16 protein-coding genes are annotated in these 18,232 nt (G+C 60.8%); 3 read left to right on the forward strand and 13 right to left on the reverse strand.

Annotated elements, in window-relative coordinates:
* Positions 1–138: 138 nt before the first annotated feature.
* Both ACA062_RS05530 and ACA062_RS05535 read right to left on the reverse strand, forming a co-directional pair.
* Positions 139–1,698 (reverse strand): AmpG family muropeptide MFS transporter, encoded by a 1,560-nt coding sequence (locus ACA062_RS05530; protein ID WP_497455533.1) that lies wholly within the window; start codon positions 1,696–1,698, stop codon positions 139–141.
* A gap of 44 nt (positions 1,699–1,742) precedes the next feature.
* On the reverse strand, positions 1,743–2,096 hold the full coding sequence (locus ACA062_RS05535) for an MGMT family protein (protein ID WP_497455534.1): 354 nt from the start codon (positions 2,094–2,096) through the stop codon (positions 1,743–1,745).
* A 183-nt stretch (positions 2,097–2,279) separates the two neighbouring features.
* On the opposite strand from ACA062_RS05535, the gene ACA062_RS05540 reads away from it, so the two are divergent.
* A complete protein-coding gene (locus ACA062_RS05540) occupies positions 2,280–3,287 on the forward strand; it encodes a DUF481 domain-containing protein (protein ID WP_497455535.1) in 1,008 nt (335 codons plus the stop codon).
* A gap of 167 nt (positions 3,288–3,454) precedes the next feature.
* Here the strand turns inward: ACA062_RS05540 and ACA062_RS05545 are convergent, their stop codons facing one another.
* Positions 3,455–3,664 (reverse strand): cold-shock protein, encoded by a 210-nt coding sequence (locus ACA062_RS05545; RefSeq protein ID WP_002554837.1) that lies wholly within the window; start codon positions 3,662–3,664, stop codon positions 3,455–3,457.
* A gap of 354 nt (positions 3,665–4,018) precedes the next feature.
* On the opposite strand from ACA062_RS05545, the gene dcd reads away from it, so the two are divergent.
* Both dcd and ACA062_RS05555 read left to right on the forward strand, forming a co-directional pair.
* Positions 4,019–4,585 (forward strand): dCTP deaminase, encoded by a 567-nt coding sequence (dcd, locus tag ACA062_RS05550; protein WP_028622498.1) that lies wholly within the window; start codon positions 4,019–4,021, stop codon positions 4,583–4,585.
* Positions 4,586–4,692: 107 nt separating this feature from the next.
* Positions 4,693–4,899 carry a hypothetical protein gene (locus tag ACA062_RS05555; RefSeq protein ID WP_150797509.1) on the forward strand — a complete coding sequence of 69 codons (207 nt, stop codon included), beginning with the start codon at positions 4,693–4,695 and terminating at the stop codon, positions 4,897–4,899.
* Between the two features lie 10 nt (positions 4,900–4,909).
* Here ACA062_RS05555 and pdeM read toward each other — a convergent pair whose 3' ends face one another.
* The 10 genes from pdeM to ACA062_RS05605 all read right to left on the reverse strand — a co-directional run bounded on the left by pdeM (position 4,910) and on the right by ACA062_RS05605 (position 18,109).
* Positions 4,910–5,569, reverse strand: a complete 660-nt coding sequence (gene pdeM / locus ACA062_RS05560) for a ligase-associated DNA damage response endonuclease PdeM (protein WP_497455536.1) — start codon at positions 5,567–5,569, stop codon at positions 4,910–4,912.
* Complete coding sequence (locus tag ACA062_RS05565) at positions 5,569–8,055, reverse strand: ligase-associated DNA damage response DEXH box helicase (RefSeq protein ID WP_497455537.1); 2,487 nt, start codon at positions 8,053–8,055, stop codon at positions 5,569–5,571. The genes pdeM and ACA062_RS05565 overlap by 1 nt, the downstream gene beginning before the upstream one ends.
* Before the next feature lie 157 nt (positions 8,056–8,212).
* The gene (locus tag ACA062_RS05570) at positions 8,213–8,977 is read right to left on the reverse strand and encodes an ABC transporter ATP-binding protein (protein ID WP_497455538.1); all 765 of its coding nucleotides are present in this window, start codon (positions 8,975–8,977) and stop codon (positions 8,213–8,215) included.
* 13 nt (positions 8,978–8,990) lie between these two features.
* A complete protein-coding gene (locus tag ACA062_RS05575; RefSeq protein WP_497455539.1) occupies positions 8,991–10,109 on the reverse strand; it encodes a succinylglutamate desuccinylase/aspartoacylase family protein in 1,119 nt (372 codons plus the stop codon).
* A 26-nt stretch (positions 10,110–10,135) separates the two neighbouring features.
* Entirely contained in the window at positions 10,136–10,846 is a 711-nt protein-coding gene (locus tag ACA062_RS05580; RefSeq protein WP_497455540.1) for an ABC transporter permease, read from the reverse strand.
* Entirely contained in the window at positions 10,843–11,571 is a 729-nt protein-coding gene (locus ACA062_RS05585; RefSeq protein WP_497455541.1) for an ABC transporter permease, read from the reverse strand. The genes ACA062_RS05580 and ACA062_RS05585 overlap by 4 nt, the downstream gene beginning before the upstream one ends.
* 56 nt (positions 11,572–11,627) lie before the next feature.
* Positions 11,628–12,410, reverse strand: coding sequence for a transporter substrate-binding domain-containing protein (locus ACA062_RS05590; protein WP_497455542.1), 783 nt, complete (start codon positions 12,408–12,410; stop codon positions 11,628–11,630).
* Between the two features lie 337 nt (positions 12,411–12,747).
* Entirely contained in the window at positions 12,748–14,436 is a 1,689-nt protein-coding gene (locus tag ACA062_RS05595) for an ATP-dependent DNA ligase (protein WP_497455543.1), read from the reverse strand.
* Complete coding sequence (locus ACA062_RS05600; RefSeq protein WP_497455544.1) at positions 14,433–15,467, reverse strand: ligase-associated DNA damage response exonuclease; 1,035 nt, start codon at positions 15,465–15,467, stop codon at positions 14,433–14,435. Before ACA062_RS05600 ends, ACA062_RS05595 begins: the two co-directional genes overlap by 4 nt.
* A gap of 191 nt (positions 15,468–15,658) precedes the next feature.
* Positions 15,659–18,109, reverse strand: coding sequence for a penicillin acylase family protein (locus ACA062_RS05605; protein WP_497455545.1), 2,451 nt, complete (start codon positions 18,107–18,109; stop codon positions 15,659–15,661).
* Between the last annotated feature and the right edge of the window lie 123 nt (positions 18,110–18,232).

Genomic DNA, 18,232 nt, shown 5'->3' on the forward strand with positions numbered 1-18,232 from the left:
GGCCGTTGTCGGTTGCTGATGACGAGAAATGACGGAGCATTGTACGGGCGAGATCTTCTGGCGTACAGGCGTGCGGTCGGCGGGGTGGCAAAGGGCGGGAATCGACGCGCCCTTTGCGAAAATTCCTACGTAAAGCGCCTAGGATTCTTCCGCGACCTGGGTCGGCACCGGCTCCGGTGTCGGGGTCGGACCGGCGCGGCGGTTCTCCTGGTACCAGTGCACGGCGATCAACACCAGCGTCGGAACACCCAGGAGCGCGGTAATCAGGAAGAAGTCGTGGTAGCCGAATTTCTCCACCATCACCCCTGAGTAGCCGCCGATCAGGCGTGGCAGCAACAGCATGATCGAGCTGAGCAGCGCGTACTGGGTGGCGGAGAACTTGAGGTTGGTGAGGCTCGACAGGTAGGCGACGAACGCCGAGGTCGCCAGGCCCGAACTGAAGTTGTCCAGGGAGATAGTGCCGATCAGCATGTTCAGGTTGGCGCCCATGTCGGCGAGCATCAGGAACAGCAGGTTGGTGCCGGCCGACGTGATCCCGCCGATGAACAGGATCGGCAGGATGCCGAAGCGCACGATCAGCAGGCCGCCCATGCCGGCGCCGACCAGGGTCATGATCAGGCCGAAGATTTTGCTGACGCTGGCAATCTGATCCTTGGTGAAGCCCTGGTCGATGTAGAACACGTTGGCCATCACGCCCATGACCGTGTCGGACATCCGGTAGGTGGCGATCAGCCCGAGCAGCAGCAGCGCCTGCCAGCGGTAGCGCAGAATGAAGTCGTTGACCGGTGTCAGCACCGGCGCCAGGCCGCGGCGGCCCACGGACGACAGGCACAGCACGGTCAAGGTGGTGTAGAGGATGGCCCGCAGGAATGCGCGGTCTTCGAGCAGCAGGTCGAGCAGGCTTTCGTCCTGGAACAGCACGCTGGCGAAGTCGGTGTTGTAGAGCTGGGTGAACAAGGCCGGGACGGAGACCAGTAGCACGATCAGCACGAATACCGACGCCAGTTGATGCACAAAGCTGTAGCGTCCGGCCTGCAGTTGCGTGCGCAGGGGGACTGGCGGTTCGCGCATGAAAAAGGACGTCAGCAGCGCCGGGATCATCAGTGCGCCGAACAGGATGTAGGTGCCGGCCCAGGCCGAATGCTGGTAATTGAAGCCGGTGGAGCCGAAGCCTTCGGCGAAGAACAGCGCACCGGCGGTGGCCAGCAACGCGGCGATCCGGTAACCGGACATGTAACTGGCGGCCAACGCGGCCTGGCGGCTGTCTTCGGCGATTTCCAGGCGATAGGCGTCGACCGCGATGTCTTGTGTCGCCGAGGCGAAGGCGACGACCACGGCGATAGCGATCAGCCAGGACAAATGCTTTTGCGGGTCGCAGAAACCCATCCCGATCAGGCCGAGGATCACCAGTGCCTGTGAGAGCACCAGCCAGGAGCGACGGCGACCGAGCTTGCCGAGCAGTGGCAGGCGCCATTGATCGAGCAACGGTGACCAGACCCATTTAAAGGCGTAGGCCAGACCGATCAGGCTTGCATAGCCGATGGTTTCGCGAGCCACGCCCGCTTCACGCAGCCAGACCGAAAGTGTCGAAAACACCAGCATGTAAGGCAGGCCGGCGGCGAAACCAAGCAACAACAGCACAAGCGTTGAGGGGCTGGCATAGGCGGCGAGCGCGGCGCGCCAGGTTTTACGGGGCATGGGCTGGAGTCTGCCTCAAGAATTACGGAAACAAAGCGCGCACTCTAACCGCTGTGCTCTACCGGGCGCCAGCCATGGCGCTGAATATCAACACGATTATTCTGGACACTGATGCCCTCCATGCGCAAACGCGCCCGCTGTTCATCCCCTGAAACACTGCCCTCCGGCAGGCTGATGCGCCCGCCGGCACCGAGTACGCGGTGCCAGGGCAACTTGCTGTCAGGGGGCAGTTGGCTCAGTGTCCGTCCGACCCAGCGGGCGGCGCGACCCAGCCCGGCCAGCTCGGCGAGTTGACCGTAACTCACGACTTTGCCCGCGGGCACTTGCGCAAGGGTCAGATAGAGCGCCGTGCGTCGGATTTGCGCCGGGCTTTCGTGTTCAGCGCTTGAGTCATTCACGTTCGCAGTTCTCGGGAAGTTCGCATGACCGTCTGTAGGGTAATTCCTGGATCACCCATTGAGAAATGAACTCAATAGAAATAGTCGTGTCAGTCCTTGCTAGGGTTTTATTCCTACGGATACAGAGTCTTTTTCCTACGGATAATGCCGACTTTTTTCGCAATCTTGAGCCTGTTTTTGCTTATGGTGTCCAGAACCCTGCTGTGCCTCGCTGTCTTCACTGCTTCCACGCCCTTACTCGCTGATACCGTCTGGTTGAAAAATGGTGACAAGCTGAGCGGCAAGATCACCCTGTTCGACGGTGGTAAATTGCTGATCCAGACCGAATACGCCGGTGCGGTCCCGATCGACTGGAAGCAAGTCAAAACCCTGGAAAGCGATCAGCAATTGCTGGTCAAGCAGGATGCCTACACCGGCGAAAAGGCCAAGGCGCTGCATGCGGCGGAAGACGGTAAGGTGACCCTTGCCAACGGCGACGGCCCCAAGACCGTGGAGCTGGCCAGTATCCAGCAGATGCTCAAACCCAAGCCAGTGGTCGAAGATCTGGTGTGGAAGGGCAATATCGATGTGGCGCTGGATTATCAGCGCGCAGAAAACGATACCGATGACTACGACGTCGACTTCAAGACCAGTGCCCGTCATGGCAGATGGCGCCATACCGCCGAAGGCGAGTACAACCGCGAATTCCAGGATGACGTGGTCACCACGGACAACTGGCGCGGCGAGTACTCCCTCGACCGCTTCCTGACCGACAAATGGTTCTGGCAGGGCCGCCTGGTGTACAAGCGTGACAAGGTCGAAGACCTTGCCCGTCAGCGCACTGTCGGTACCGGTCCCGGTTATCAGTTCTGGGATGACGAGCTGGGTGCATTCTCCCTGGGCTCGCTGCTCAACCGCACCGATTACGAATACAGCGACGGCGGCAAGGATAACTTCTACTCGGTCGCCATGAAGTGGGACTACAACCGCTACCTGGTCGGCAAGAAAGTGGAGTTCTTCACCAATGGCGAGGTGGGCAAGCCGCTGGGCGGCGTGGCGGAGTATGCGCTGGATGCCGAGGCTGGGTTGCGCTACAAGGTGACGGATTGGGCGTCGCTGAACCTGAAGGCCGAGAGAGACATCATCAAGGGTAGCGATGAGGCTGACCTGAGCAAGACGCGTTATACGGCTGGGTTTGGCGTTACCTGGTAACCGCCGAAGATCAAAAGATCGCAGCCTGCGGCAGCTCCTACATTGGATTGATGGATATCCGGTAGGAGCTGCCGCAGGCTGCGATCTTTTTTGGTCCCGGCAAAAACCTACGGGCACAAAAAAGCCCCGCTTTTGAGGGCGGGGCCTTTTACTAAAGCAAGTACAAGTTAGATAACTTGAACTTCTTCAGCTTGCATGCCTTTCTGACCGCGGGTAGCGATGAAAGAAACCTGTTGGCCTTCTTTCAGGCTTTTGAAGCCGTCGGATTGGATAGCTTTGAAGTGAACGAACAGGTCGTCACCGGATTGTGGGGTGATGAAGCCGAAGCCTTTTTCATCGTTGAACCACTTAACGGTACCGGTTTGGCGATTAGACATGGTGTAACTCCTTGAACAAAGATAACTGCGACGCAGGAAGAACCCTGGCCGAGACTGAGTGCAAAGAGCAGGAAAAATTCTTGTAGATGGTTGGATCGAAATTCAACATATCGTGTAGAGATTCTCAGTGACACAAGCAGCACAGTGGCGCCACCTTAACCCTTTTTGCGGAACGTGCCAATGTTTCTTGCGAAGGTTTCTCTGTTTTCGTGACTGACGGTGCATTGTTCTGTAGCGAAGGTCCGCAAATTAAGGGGTTGGCGCCGAGAATCGTACCTCGGACTTTGAACCCGGCGGCGCGCCCGGTAAGATGCCGGACAGAATTTTTCCACCTCGCTATTCAGGACACCCGCCATGAGCATCAAATCGGACAAGTGGATTCGCCGCATGGCGCAAGAGCACGGCATGATCGAACCTTTCGTCGAACGCCAGGTGCGTGGCGAAGGCGCCGAGCGAGTGATTTCGTATGGTGTGTCGAGCTACGGCTACGACGTGCGTTGCGCCGATGAATTCAAGGTGTTCACCAACATCAATTCGGCGACCGTCGATCCGAAGAACTTCGACGAGAAGAGCTTCGTCGACGTCAAGAGCGACGTGTGCATCATCCCGCCGAACTCCTTCGCCCTGGCGCGCACCGTGGAATTCTTCCGCATCCCGCGCAACGTGCTGACCATCTGCCTGGGTAAAAGCACCTACGCCCGTTGCGGCATTATCGTCAACGTGACGCCGCTCGAGCCTGAGTGGGAAGGCCATGTGACCCTGGAATTCTCCAACACCACCACGCTGCCGGCGAAAATCTACGCCAATGAAGGCGTAGCGCAGATGCTGTTTTTCGAATCCGACGAAGAGTGCGAAGTCTCCTACAAGGACCGTGGCGGCAAGTATCAGGGGCAGCGCGGCGTCACTTTGCCACGCACCTGATCCATTTCATCGGGCAGCCGGTGGGAATTCTTGGGCGGGTAGACACTCTATTGGGTGTACTGCCCGGTTCGCGTACAGCGGACGAGGCCATTGCTCAGGAGTGTCCCATGAAGATCGATCCGCGAATAAGTGCCGAACTGGCAAGGCTTGAGCCCAATCAGGTTGGCGTCTTGGCCTGGTCCTTGTTGGCGCACCCGCCAGTCATGGCGGGGGGCATCCCCGGTCAGCCCGATCCCGATACCCCCAACGAACAACCCACGGAACCGGGAGAGCCCACCCTGCCGGATGAGCCGCCGCCCGCGCCTGTTGCCTGATCCCCTGCTCCTACAGGGCGACGGGCCATATTTCGTTATCGCCAATGACGAATAGCCTGCAACTGTCATCCAGCGCTACCTGGTAACCCCCGGTAAACGCGCCGAAGGCAGGTAGCAGGCTGATCTCGTCACCGAGCCTGAAACAGGCCAGGCGCAAGCTTTGTCGACCTCGACCGTTCAATCGGTAGACGGGGTGTACATGCCCGGCCAGCACGTGCCGACTCACATGAGGGGTCGGTTCGTGCTGCAAGGCGAACGGTCCCAGCAGCAAAGGCTCGGGCACCACACGAATATTCAGCGAAACGGGCGGGTCGCCGGCGTGCTTGTCATGATTGCCGCGGATCAGCGTCATGGGCAGGTCGCGGTGCTGCGCTCGCCACTCGGCTAAAGCGCTTAGAGTGGCTTTTGCGTGGGAACCGGGACCGTGCAGAAAGTCCCCGAGAAAAATCAGCTGCCGACAGGGCAGGGCTGCCAGTAACCCGTTCAACACGGCGATATTGCTGGCGGTGGTTCCCTCAGGCACCGGTTGGCCGAGGCTGCGATAAGCGGCGGCCTTGCCGAAATGCACATCGGCGATCAACAAGGCCTGTTGCGCTGGCCAATAGATAGCCTTTTCTGGCAGCAACCAGAGGTCTTCACCGGCCAGGCGGACCGGATAGGGTGTACTCATCAGGCTTTCCCGGTTTCGGCGGTTTTCTCGAGATCGCTGACCATGCGTCTGATGCGGTCGGCGAGTTTTTCCGAGCTCATGCTTTCGCGCATGCGCTCCACCAGCAGCGGAAACCCGAGGGGGGTAGGGCGTTTAACAGGATGCAGGTCCAATTGCAGGCGATTGAGCCGCTCCAGGGTCTGTTCCAGGCGACGAATATCCAGTTCCTCCCGCAGGACTTCTTCCCCGGCCTGAGCCAGCAGCAGATTCCCGGCGTCGTATTGTTTAAACACTTCAAAGAACAGGCCGCTCGAAGCCTGAACCTGACGCGTGCTTTTCGGCGCGCCGGGGTAGCCGGCGAACACCAGCCCGGCGATGCGCGCGATTTCCCGAAAGCGGCGCAACGCCAGTTCACCGGCATTCAGGCTGGCGAGGACGTCCTTCAACAAATAGTCAGGGCTCAACAATTGAGGATCCAGATGCGTGGACCAATCGACCCAGGTGGCGCTGAGCAGTTCCAGGCCATAGTCGTTGACCGCAATCGAAAAGGTGACGGCCAGCCGTTGACTGACCCGCCATGCCAGCAGGCTCGCCAGGCCCAAATGCACCTGGCGTCCGGCAAAGGGGTAGAGGAAAAGGTGCCAGCCTTCGCGGGATTTGAGCACCTCGGCCAGCAGGCTGGTCTCGGTGGGTAGCCCGGACCAGCGTTTCTGTACCGCTAATAACGGGCGCAGGGCCTGCATTTCCGGGCCGATGAAGGTGCCCTGGTCGGCTGCACTGAAACGCGCTACCACGGCGTGCGCCAACTCGCTGGACAACGGCATGCGCCCACCATTCCAGCGCGGCACTGCGGCTTTTTTCGTGGCACTGCGTTTGACGTAAGCCGTCATGTTTTCCACCCGGACCAGCTCCAGCAAGCGTCCGGCAAACAGGAAACCATCACCCGGCTTGAGCCTGGCGATAAAGCCTTCTTCTACACTGCCCAGCTGTTTGCCACCGCCGCCTTTGCTCCAGAACTTCAACTGGATGCTCGCGTCGCTGACGATGGTGCCGATGCTCATGCGATGCCGTCGGGCCAATCGCGCATCCGGCACGCGCCAGACACCATCTTCATCCGGTTCAACCCGGCGATAATCCGGATAGGCTGTCAGAGAAAGCCCGCCGTGGCGTACGAACGCCAGGGCCCAGGTCCAATCCTGCGGTGTGAGATCACGATAAGCCCAGGCGCCGCGCACTTCTTCGTACAACTCATCGGGCAGGAACCCGCCGCCCAATGCCATGCTCACCAGGTGCTGAACCAGCACATCCAGTGGCTTGTGCGGCGACTCGCGGGGTTCGATCCGTCGTTGCGCCACCGCGTCCTGTGCCGCGGCGGCTTCGATCAATTCCAGACTGTGCGTTGGCACCAGCGTCACCCGCGAAACCCGGCCCGGCGCGTGGCCGGAACGCCCGGCACGCTGCATCAACCGCGCCACGCCTTTGGCCGAGCCGATCTGCAGGACCCGCTCGACCGGCAGGAAGTCCACGCCCAGGTCCAGGCTCGAGGTGCAGACCACGGCTTTGAGCTGACCTTCCTTGAGTGCTCGTTCGACCCAGTCGCGGGTATCCCGGGACAGCGAGCTGTGATGCAAGGCGATCAGGCCGGCCCAGTCCGGGCGAGCCTCGAGCAGCGCCAGGAACCAGATTTCCGATTGCGCACGTGTGTTGGTGAAGACCAGGCTGCTGGGGCTGGATTCGAGCTCGGCCACGACCGCCGGCAACATCTTCAAGCCGATGTGGCCGGCCCATGGAAAGCGCTCGAGGGCGGGCGGAAGCAACGTGTCGACCCGCAGTGCCTTGGACGTTTGCCCCTGAACGCTGATACCACCGCCCTGTGGGATTAATACCTGCTCGGCGTGGGCCTGATTACCCAGCGTTGCGGAAACACCCCAGACAATCAACGCCGGGTGCCAGCGGCGCAGGCGGGCGAGGGCCAGTTGCAGTTGCACGCCGCGCTTGTTACCGAGCAATTCGTGCCATTCGTCGACCACCACCATGCGCAAGGTCGACAGTGCTGTGAACGCATCGGCGCGGGCCAGCATCAGGGTCAGGCTTTCGGGGGTGGTGATCAGTGCAGAGGGCAGGCGCCGACTCTGCCGTGCACGTTCGCTGCTGCTGGTGTCGCCGGTGCGCAGGCCAACGCTCCAGGGGATCTGCAAGTCGTGCAACGGCGCTTCCAGCGCGCGGGCAGTATCGGCGGCCAGGGCGCGCATGGGGGTTATCCACAGCACCGTCAAAGGCTCGGCGACCGGTTTGCGTTTGCGAGGTTTTTCGGCAGGAGGGGTGGCGCGGGCGAAGCGATCGAGCGCACCCAACCACACGGCATAGGTTTTACCGGCGCCGGTGCTGGCGTGCAGCAACCCGGACTGTCCGTTTTTTATCGCGGCCCATACCTGTTTCTGAAAGACGAACGGCTTCCAGCCGCGAGCGGTGAACCAGTGTCTTGCGAAGTCGGGAGAGGTTCCCATGCCGGCCGTGTGCGCTCTGATCGTCTTCTTTCAGTGACCACGGCGGCATGCGAAAGGTTTAATGACACAACACGGTCCTGTAGGAGCCCGGCTTGCCGGCGAAGGCGTTCCTGAGATCGCCATCGCCGGCAAGCCTGGCTCCTACAGGGATCGTGCGCTACTTCAGGTTACCGCTGAGGAATTGCTTCAGTCGTTCACTTTTCGGATTGCCCAGCACGTCGTCCGGCGCGCCTTCCTCCTCGACCAGCCCCTGGTGCAGAAACAGCACCTGGCTCGATACCTTGCGGGCGAAGCTCATTTCGTGGGTGACCATGATCATGGTCCGACCTTCTTCGGCCAGGCCCTGGATCACCTTGAGCACTTCACCGACCAGTTCCGGATCGAGCGCCGAGGTCGGTTCGTCGAACAGCATGACTTCCGGCTCCATGGCCAGTGCGCGGGCGATGGCGACCCGCTGCTGCTGCCCGCCGGACAGGAACGCCGGGTACTGATCGGCCACCCGCGCCGCCAGGCCGACCTTGTCCAGGTAGCGTCGGGCGCGGTCCTCGGCTTCTTTCTTGTCACAACCCAGCACCCGGCGAGGCGCCATGGTGATGTTTTCCAGCACCGTCATGTGGCTCCACAGGTTGAAATGCTGGAACACCATGGCCAGGCGGGTGCGGATCCGCTGCAGTTCATCGGCATCGGCGACATGGATACCGTGGCGGTCCTTGATCATGCGGATGTTCTGGCCATCGAGGCTCATGGTGCCGTCGTTGGGTTGTTCGAGAAAGTTGATGCAGCGCAGGAAGGTGCTTTTACCCGAGCCACTGGCGCCGATCAGGCTGATGACATCGCCGGTACTGGCCTTGAGCGAGACGCCTTTGAGGACTTCATGATCGCCATAGCTTTTATGCAGGCCTTCGATGGTCAGTTTGTACATGGGGCATGCATCCTCAAGGCGAAAGTAGGTAGCCGCTGCGATAGGCTTCGATGCCCGCGACATGCGCGATCACCATCCCGGCAGTGGCCATGCGTCGCAGCGAGCGGGCGTACATCAGCCCGGCGGCGGTGCAATGAACGGGGGTGACGCGATCATTGATCGGGTCGATGATTTCGGCGATCAGTTGCCCGGCTTCCAGGTATTGCCCCGGCAACGCCGTGAACACCAGCAATCCGCCGACGGGGGTCGCCACCGGTTCCACACCCGCCAGTGGCGTGGCCGGGTAGGGCAGCGAGGGCAGCGGCGCCGGTTCGCCGGCAATGGCGCCGTAGTGAGTCAGGTAGTCGATCAGTGCCTGGCAGTCGAGGCTGGCCAGCGGGTGATTGACGTCGCCCTGGCCGCGCAGTTCGACGGTGACCGAAAAGCTCCCCGGCGGTATGTCGAAGTGTTCGCCAAAGCGTTCCTGGAGCTGCCACCAGAGCAGGGTGAAGCATTCATCGAACGACTGGCCGCCTGAGTCGGTGGCCAGCAGACTGGCTTGGGCACCGATGTAACGGGCCAGCGGCTCGACCTGCGGCCAGGCTTCGGGCGTGGTGTAGAGATGGGCGACCGCTTCGAAATCGCAATGCAGGTCCAGCACCATGTCGGCATCGCAGGCCAGTCGTTGCAGGACCAGGCGCTGGGATTGCAGTTGGGTGGCAGCGCTCTGGCGCGCCAGCGCGTCACGCAGGCTGCCGCGGATCAGTTCGAGGTTGCGCTGCGGTTCGTCGCCGAGTTGGCCTTCGATTGCATTGCCGACCTCCTCGCTCAAATCGACGAACCAGCGGTTGAAATTCTGCCCGCTCTCCAGTTCGTAGCGGCCCAGCGGTACATCCATCAGGACCTGTTCCAGTCCGACCGGATTGGCCACCGGCACCAGCACGATTTCACTGTGCAGGCGGCCGTCGGCCTCAAGTTCTGCCAGACGCTGCTTGAGGTGCCAGGTCACCAGCATGCCGGGCATTTCGTCGGCGTGCAGGGATGACTGGATGTAGATCTTGCCCTTGGCCGACGGCGGGCCGAAGTGGAAGCTGTGAATCTGTCGTGCAGTCCCCGGCAGCGGGGCCAGCAGGTCATGAATCTGGTGGCGCATTCTGTGTTTCCTGAAGCAGAAAAGACCTAGTGGGATGGGCCGAGGAAGGCCAGCCAGCGGCGTTCGGCGAGGCGGAACAGGCCGACCAGCGCAAAGGTGACGGTCAGGTAGATCAGCGCGGCGATGCCGAACGACTGGAAGGTCAGGAAGGTCGCCGAGTTGGCGTCCCGCGCGACTTTCAGGACATCCGGGATGGTTGCGGTGAACGCCACGGTGGTCGAGTGCAGCATCAGAATCACTTCGTTGCTGTAATAAGGCAACGAGCGACGCAGGGCCGACGGCATGATCACGTAGGCATACAGCTTCCAGCCTGTCAGCCCGTAAGCCTTGGCCGCTTCGACCTCACCATGGGCCATGCTGCGGATCGCCCCGGCAAAAATCTCCGTGGTGTAGGCGCAGGTGTTCAGGGCAAATGCCAGGATCGTGCAGTTCATGGCATCGCGAAAGAACGCATCGAGTACAGGTTGGGCCCGCACGGCCGCCAGGCTGTAGATACCGGTGTAGCAGATCAGCAGCTGGATATACAGCGGCGTGCCGCGGAACAGGTAGGTGTAGAACTGCACCGGCAAACGAATGTAGGCGAGGCGTGAAACCCGGGCGATGGACAACGGGATCGACACCAGGAAACCGATGAAGATCGAGGCGCTGAGCAGCCACAGGGTCATGGCCAGGCCGGTGATGTTGTAGCCGTCGGTATAAAGAAAGGGTCTCCAGTATTCCTGCAAGAGCTCGATCATCGTACGGCCTCCCGTGAACCGGCGGCGTAACGGCGTTCGAGCCAGCGCAGGACGAAGTTGGAGGCGCTGGTGATCAGCAGGTAAATCAGCGCGGCAAGCACCAGGAAATAAAACAGTTGATAAGTGCTTTTGCCGGCGTCCTGGGCCGCCTTGACCAGGTCGGCCAGGCCGATGATCGAGACCAGGGCGGTAGCCTTGAGCATCACCATCCAGTTGTTACCGATACCGGGCAAGGCGAAGCGCATCATTTGCGGGAACACCACGATTCGGAAACGCTGGCCGCGTTTGAGGCCATAGGCGGTGGCGGCTTCAACCTGGCCTCGTGGGACCGCGAGGATCGCGCCACGGAAGGTTTCAGTGAAATACGCACCATAAATGAAGCCCAGAGTGATAACCCCGGCGCTGAACGGGTTGATCTCGATGTATTCCCATTCCATGAAGTCGGTAAAAGTCGTCAACCAGGTTTGCAGGCTGTAGAAGATCAACAGCATCAGCACCAGGTCCGGTACGCCGCGGATCAGCGTGGTGTAGAGCTGGGCCGGGATCCGCACCAGTTTGACTTTTGACAGCTTGGCACTGGCACCGAGCAAGCCGAGCAATACGGCCAGCAACAGTGACAACACCGATAATTTGATGGTCATCCAGGTGCCTTCCATCAGCAACGGACCGAAGCCCTGGAGGCTGAAGGCTGAGAGCCCCAGGTTTTGCAGGAGGTTTTCGAACATAAATCAGCAACCTGATCGGATGAAAAAAGCGCCCATCGCGAAATGGGCGCCGGGCATTATTTGCCGCTGTGCAGATTCAGATCGCCGAAGTGTTTCTTTTGAATGGTGGCGTAGGTGCCATCGTCGTGTAACGCTTTGATACCTTTATCCAAAAGTGCCTGGAGGTCTTTGTTACCTTTAGAGATACCGATAGCGGTTTTGGATGGCAGCAATTCGTTGTCGACCGGCTTGCTGACTTCGTAGCCCTCGCCTTTTGGCGACTTCAAGAAGCCCAGTTCGGCTTGCAGCATGTCCTGGATCGCCGCGTCGAGGCGACCGGACATCAGGTCGGAATACACCTGATCCTGATTCTGATAGGCCTGGGTTTTCACCCCGGCCTTGTCCAGCACGGCCTTGGCGTAGGCTTCCTGAATGGTGCCTTGCTCGTAGCCTATGGTCTTGCCCTTCAACGAAGCGACATCTTCGCTCAGGCCCGCCCCTTTCTTGAACACGTAAGCGGTTGGGCCGGAAAACAGCTCATCGGAGAAGTCGATGACTTTTTCGCGAGCCGGGGTGACGGTCATCGAAGAGATCACACCGTCGAATTTGTTGGCCTTCAGGCCCGGAATCATTCCGTCGAAATCGCTTTCGACCCATTTGCACTTGACCTTCAACTCGGCGCAGATCGCGTTCCCCAGATCAATGTCGAAGCCCACCAGGCTACCGTTGGCCGCTTTTGATTCGAACGGCGCATAAGAAGGGTCAACGCCAAAACGCAATTCTTTGTATTCCTTGGCCAGCGCGGAGCCGGCTGCCATGCACAACGCCAGTGCAGAAAGGGTCAGCAATGCTTTTTTCATTCTTCAATCCCTAAAAACCAATATGAGCGCTTGTGGCGCAGAATTATTGTTACTGGAAAGCGTAAGACCCTATGAAAGTAGCAATTTCCGAACCAGAGTCCCGAACAAGCGTTTAAAAGGTAGTTCAGGAAATGTCGTGGAGGGATTTATGCACGAAAACGGGCGTTGGAAAAAGGCTGCACCAACAGTGTTCATGGCCTCTGCTTTTCGTAGGAGCTGGCTTGCCAGCGAAGCACTTGGAGGTACCGCGTTAATCCAGCATAAACGTGTCATCGTTAACTTTCTTCGCTGGCAAGCCAGCTCCTACAGGGGACGTGTCAGCCCGACAGGGACTGGGTCAGCTGAGCAGATCCTGGAGTGTCCCCAGGTTGTCCGCTTCTTCGACGGTTTTGTCCTGCCGCCACCGCAACATCCGCGGAAACCGCACCGCAATCCCACTTTTATGACGCTTGGACAAGGCGATCCCCTCAAACCCCAGCTCAAACACCAGGCTCGGTTTCACGCTGCTCACCGGCCCGAACTTCTCCACAGTGGTCTTGCGCACGATGCTGTCGACCTGGCGCATTTCTTCGTCCGTCAATCCCGAATAAGCCTTGGCGAACGGCACCAGCGTGCGCTCGCTGGCATCGGCTGGAGCATCCCAGACGGCGAAGGTGTAGTCACTGTAGAGACTGGCCCGGCGGCCATGGCCTCGCTGGGCGTATATCAGCACGGCATCGACGCTGAACGGGTCGACTTTCCATTTCCACCAGACGCCCATGTCCTTGGTCCGACCGACACCATACAGCGCATCCCTGGCCTTGAGCATCATGCCCTCGACACCCAGGCTGCGGGAGGCTTCCCGTTGCCGGGCGAGATCGAACCAGTCTTCTCCCGTGAGCACGGGCGAAGGCAGCAGGACGGGGTTGGCGCAGGAACTGATCACCTGTTCCAGTTGAGTGCGGCGTTTGACCTGAGGCTGATTGCGCCAATCTTCGCCTCGCCATTCCAGCAAGTCGTAGGCAAGAACGACCACCGGCACCTCGTCGAGGATTTTCTTGCCGAGGGTTTTACGACCGATCCGCTGTTGCAGCAGGGCGAAAGGTTGCACCGCGGGTGCGGCTGGCGTTTGCGGATCGAAGGCATCCTCGGTGTCCGGTCGTGCGGTTTTCCAGGCAACGATTTCACCGTCGATCACGGTGCCGTCAGGCAGGCAATGAACCAGGCTATCGAGTTCGGGAAAGCGCTCGGTAACCAGCTCTTCACCGCGCGACCAGATCCATAGGCAACCGTCGCGCTTGACCACCTGGGCGCGGATGCCATCCCATTTCCATTCCACTTGCCAGTGGCTGGCGGGGCCGAGCAGGGCTTCGAACTCTTCGACCGGCTGTGACAGCGCATGGGCCAGAAAAAACGGATAGGGCTGGCCTCCCCGTTGGGCATGCTCGTCGGACGATTCGGCGGCGATCAGCTTCAAATAGCTGGCGGCGCTCGGACGGTGGGACAGGTCGGTATACCCCACCAGCCGTTGCGCCACGCGCTTGCTGTCCAGGTGCGCCATGGATGCCAGGGCGCGGGTCACCAGCAATTTGGAGACGCCGACCCGGAAACTGCCGGTGATCAATTTGATGCAGAGCATCAGGCTGGGGCGGTCCAGTTGCGACCAAAGCCCGGGAAGCCGTTCGGCGAGAACGTCCGGGGGCGCGCCACGCAGTGGCAGCAGCTTGTCTTCGATCCACACCGCCAAGCCGTCGATGGAGCTGTGGGGCGCTTCGGGCAGCACCAGCGAGATGGTTTCCGCCAGGTCGCCGACGGCCTGATAACTCTCCTCGAACAGCCACGGCGACAGGCCGGAAAATTTCACCGCCAGTTCGCGCAGGATGCGCACCGGCACCAATTGCCTGGGGCGTCCACCGGACAAAAAGTAAACCGCCCAGGCGGCATCTTCCGCCGCGGCCTCAGCGAAGTAATGTTGCATCGCCGCCAGTTTGGCATTGCTCGATGTCGTGGCGTCGAGCTCGGCGTACAACTGGGCGAAGGCCTTCATGTCAGTACCTCGGCGATGTCCGGCTCGATGATCGGGCTCTCTTCCTCGTCATCGCCGTACTCGGTGTTGAAGCTCTGCGCATCGAGCCCTTGCTCGCGCAGGTGGCGCACCAAGACCCCGACCGAGCCGTGGGTGACCATGACCCGTTCAGCACCGGTTTGCTCGATGGCCCACAGCAGACCCGGCCAGTCGGCGTGGTCGGACAACACGAAGCCACGGTCCACGCCGCGCCGCCGACGTGTGCCGCGCAGGCGCATCCAGCCGCTGGCAAAGCCGTCGCTGTAGTCCCCGAAGCGTCGCATCCAGGTGCTGCCGCCAGCCGAAGGCGGGGCCAGCACCAACGCCTTGCGTATCATGGGGTCGCTCTTTTTCAACTCGCCGGCGTAGATCGTCGGCGGTAGATAAACACCGCTCTCGCGATACACCCGGTTCAACGGTTCCACTGCACCATGCACCAGAATGGGGCCGAGGCTGGCGTCGATGCCGTGGAGAATGCGCTGGGCCTTGCCGAAGGCGTAGCAGAACAGCACGCTGGCCTTGTCGGCGGCGGCGTTGGCTTGCCACCACTGATTGATCTCGGCAAAGACCTGCGCCTGAGGCTGCCAGCGATAAATCGGCAGGCCGAAGGTCGATTCGGTGATGAAGGTGTCGCAGCGCACGGGTTCGAACGGTGCGCAGGTGCCGTCGGGTTCAATCTTGTAATCCCCCGAAGCGACCCAGACTTCGCCACCGTATTCCAGGCGTACCTGGGCCGAACCGAGCACATGCCCGGCGGGATGAAAGCTCAGGGTCACGCCTTGGTGAGTCAGGGGTACGCCGTAAGGCTGGGTTTGCAGGTTGATCTCCGTCCCCAGGCGCGCGCGCAGGATGCCTTCGCCGGGAGCCGCCGCCAGATAGTGTTGGTTGCCGCCTTTGGCATGATCGCCGTGGGCGTGGGTGATGACCGCCCGTTCGACCGGGCGCCAGGGGTCGATGTAGAAATCCCCGGCGGGGCAGTACAAGCCTTCGGGGCGGGCGATAACAAGGTCCATGTTTGTTACCAAAAATGGGGGATTTGTTAGCTATGGAGGTTGGCGCGAGGCGAGAAGTTCTATCGGGATTCATGGGGCAAGTGACATTCCATGTGGGAGCGAGCTTGCTCGCGATGAGGCCCTGACAAACACCAATGATGGTGACTGACAGACCGCTATCGCGAGCAAGCTCGCTCCCACATGGGAAGGGGTTATTTGCCTGGTGTCAGGGTCAACCGCTTGCTCCCATACACCTTGTCAAAGTTCTGCGGCTGCATCGGCAAGCTCATGTACTGGCCCTTGAGCCACGGATCGATGCTGTCCAGGTAATTGGGACTCGCCGGGTTGCCGGACTGGCCTGTGCTGTTCTGCCCCATCAGCGGTTCAGCCAGGCCGAAGTCGACGATCAAGCGCATGGTCGGTGCCAGGGTGGTGTTGAAATCCTGGCCCCAGGTGAACGCCGCCGTGTTGAGGGTGGTGTGATCGCCACCCGCCGGCAGCGGACCGCGCACGGTCTGGCCGCTGGCATTCTTCCATTCGTAGCGGTGCAGTTTGCCCCACTGCCAGGCGGTGTGATCGCCACCCAACTGACTGTCGCCTGCGCTGATAGCCGCCGCGAGACTGCGAGCGAGAATCGCCGGTTTGTCTTCTTTGTGCGGCGTGCGAACGTCATCCCAGAACGGGCTGTCCTCGCGCCCCAGCAGGTGATCGGCCTGGGCGGCATAGGACAACTTGCCGTTGGTGATAAAGGCTTTCCACGCCGGACTGTGTTCCGGGCCCAGTTCGTCGAGGAAGATCTGCCGGGTGCTTTGCTGGAGGAACAGTTCGTAGATCGCTGCGTCGGCGGAGGTCGGGCTGAGTTTGCCGTCGAACGCCATCAAGCGGGTGTACGCCTCGCGCGCCTTGCCACGATCGGCGTCCGGCAGCGCTTCAATGGCTTGCTTGAGCGGTTGGGCCATGCCGGGTGCCTGGAAGGTTTTTTTCAGCTTGGCGGCGAAGGTCGTCGTCTGATCGTATTGCATGGCGATCACGCTGCGGGTGTCGTGTTTGCCCGCGCCGGCCAGTTCGGCCATGCGTTCGCCACGTTCCGGTGCCGACCAGGAATTGGACAGTTGCATGCCGTAGCCATGGGGAATGACCCGCTGGTTGGCGGTGCCGAGCCAGCCTTGGGCCGGGTCCTGGTCATAAGGATGCAACATCGGATCGGCGTAACCGTCCCAATCGTAGCGGCCTTCCCAGCCCGGGGATGGCAGCAGGCCTTCGCCTTCGCGACGGTTCGGGTAGCGACCGGTGACTTGCCAGCCAATGTTGCGGGCGTCGGCAAAGACCAGGTTCAGGGTAATGGCGCGGATTTCGCGGCTGGCATCCGAGGCTTTTTCGACGTTCTGCGCCCGGGACAGGTCGAAAAACGCATCCAGGGTCTTGTCGTCGGTGAAATTCGGCGTCTGCAAGGCCAGGCCGAAGCCGTTGGCCAGCGTGGTGCCTTGGGCACTGTTGAGCAGCGGGCCATGGCGGGTCTCGTACACCGCTTCGCGAATCGGCCGCTGGCCTTTGACGAAATAGCTTTCGTTACGCACGATCACCGGCTGCCATTTGCCGCCGACCTCGTAGGAAAGACCGTTGCCCTGGCGTTTGATTTTTTCCAGGAACAGGTCCTGGTTATCGCCCATGACCGAGGTCATGCTCCAGGCCACCTTGCCGTTGTAACCGCTCAGCACCATGGGCAAACCGGCGATGGTGACGCCGGACGCCTGGTACTTCGGCGCGCGAATCTGCACGTAACTGAACAGGGACGGCACGCCCGGCGATCCATGGCTGTCGCTGGCCAGCAGGCTTTTACCGCTGCGGCTGCGTTGCGGGGCGATCGCCCAATTGTTCGATGAAGTGGCCCCCAACAGGTTCAGATCGGACAGTTGGGCGGTGGCTTTGCTGATTTCAGCCAGGCCCGGAACCTGCCCGTTGAGCTTGATACCTTGAAGTTTTTCGGCTTCGGCCACCGGCAGTTTTTCATCGGGAGCGGAAGGTGTCAGCCACGGCAGTTTGTCGGTGGTGACGGTTTGCGCCAGCATCAGCGAGGCAATTTCTTCCGGCAGGTTGGCCGATTGGCTGAAATTCAACAGGCAGAAAATCAGCGCCGAGTCTTCCGGTTTCCAGTATTCAGGTTTGTAGCCGGTGGCGGCGAGATCCGCCGGCAGCTTGTCGCGGTAGCGGAACAGGTAGGCGTTGACGCCACGCGCGTAGACTTCGAAAAAGCGCTTGAGGCGCGGCGAAGACGCTTTGTACAGCTCGTCGGCGCTTTTCTTCAGGTTGACCGCGCGCATGTAGCGGTCGGCGTCCAGCAGGTCCGGACCGGACATCTCCGACAGGCGGCCCTGGGCCAGCAGGCGCAGGGTCACCATTTGGGTGACGCGGTCTGTAGCGTGCACATAGCCAAGGGAAAACAGCGCGTCATGGAAACTGTTGCTTTCGATCAACGGCACGCCCATGGCATTGCGCCGCACCGAAACGTTCTGCGCCAGTCCTTTGAGCGGTTGCACTCCGGCGGTCGGTGGGAGGGTGTCCTGGGTGTTCCTGGTCTGACAACCGGTCAGGCTCAAGACACCGGCCACTGCTGCGGCAACGCCGAACCGGGGAAGAAAATGTATGAGGGCTGGCGAGGCCATGGCAAAGCTCCTGCGGGGGTAGCGTCATTAAAGGCGCTACGTTAGTGAGCAGGAGGAGGGTGTGCAAGCGGGGGGCAAGGTTATTTCGCTCGGTCGCAGGCCCCTGTGGGAGCGAGCTTGCTC

The organism is Pseudomonas sp. LBUM1679 (genome assembly GCF_059695565.1).

What these genes read in the sequence shown, in the direction of transcription:
- ACA062_RS05530 (WP_497455533.1), bottom strand. Translation starts at nt 1,698, where the DNA reads ATGCCCCGTAAAACCTGGCGCGCCGCGCTCGCCGCCTATGCCAGCCCC.
- ACA062_RS05540 (WP_497455535.1), top strand. Translation starts at nt 2,280, where the DNA reads ATGGTGTCCAGAACCCTGCTGTGCCTCGCTGTCTTCACTGCTTCCACG.
- ACA062_RS05545 (WP_002554837.1), bottom strand. Translation starts at nt 3,664, where the DNA reads ATGTCTAATCGCCAAACCGGTACCGTTAAGTGGTTCAACGATGAAAAA.
- dcd (WP_028622498.1), top strand. Translation starts at nt 4,019, where the DNA reads ATGAGCATCAAATCGGACAAGTGGATTCGCCGCATGGCGCAAGAGCAC.
- ACA062_RS05555 (WP_150797509.1), top strand. Translation starts at nt 4,693, where the DNA reads ATGAAGATCGATCCGCGAATAAGTGCCGAACTGGCAAGGCTTGAGCCC.
- pdeM (WP_497455536.1), bottom strand. Translation starts at nt 5,569, where the DNA reads ATGAGTACACCCTATCCGGTCCGCCTGGCCGGTGAAGACCTCTGGTTG.
- ACA062_RS05565 (WP_497455537.1), bottom strand. Translation starts at nt 8,055, where the DNA reads ATGGGAACCTCTCCCGACTTCGCAAGACACTGGTTCACCGCTCGCGGC.
- ACA062_RS05570 (WP_497455538.1), bottom strand. Translation starts at nt 8,977, where the DNA reads ATGTACAAACTGACCATCGAAGGCCTGCATAAAAGCTATGGCGATCAT.
- ACA062_RS05575 (WP_497455539.1), bottom strand. Translation starts at nt 10,109, where the DNA reads ATGCGCCACCAGATTCATGACCTGCTGGCCCCGCTGCCGGGGACTGCA.
- ACA062_RS05580 (WP_497455540.1), bottom strand. Translation starts at nt 10,846, where the DNA reads ATGATCGAGCTCTTGCAGGAATACTGGAGACCCTTTCTTTATACCGAC.
- ACA062_RS05585 (WP_497455541.1), bottom strand. Translation starts at nt 11,571, where the DNA reads ATGTTCGAAAACCTCCTGCAAAACCTGGGGCTCTCAGCCTTCAGCCTC.
- ACA062_RS05590 (WP_497455542.1), bottom strand. Translation starts at nt 12,410, where the DNA reads ATGAAAAAAGCATTGCTGACCCTTTCTGCACTGGCGTTGTGCATGGCA.
- ACA062_RS05595 (WP_497455543.1), bottom strand. Translation starts at nt 14,436, where the DNA reads ATGAAGGCCTTCGCCCAGTTGTACGCCGAGCTCGACGCCACGACATCG.
- ACA062_RS05600 (WP_497455544.1), bottom strand. Translation starts at nt 15,467, where the DNA reads ATGGACCTTGTTATCGCCCGCCCCGAAGGCTTGTACTGCCCCGCCGGG.
- ACA062_RS05605 (WP_497455545.1), bottom strand. Translation starts at nt 18,109, where the DNA reads ATGGCCTCGCCAGCCCTCATACATTTTCTTCCCCGGTTCGGCGTTGCC.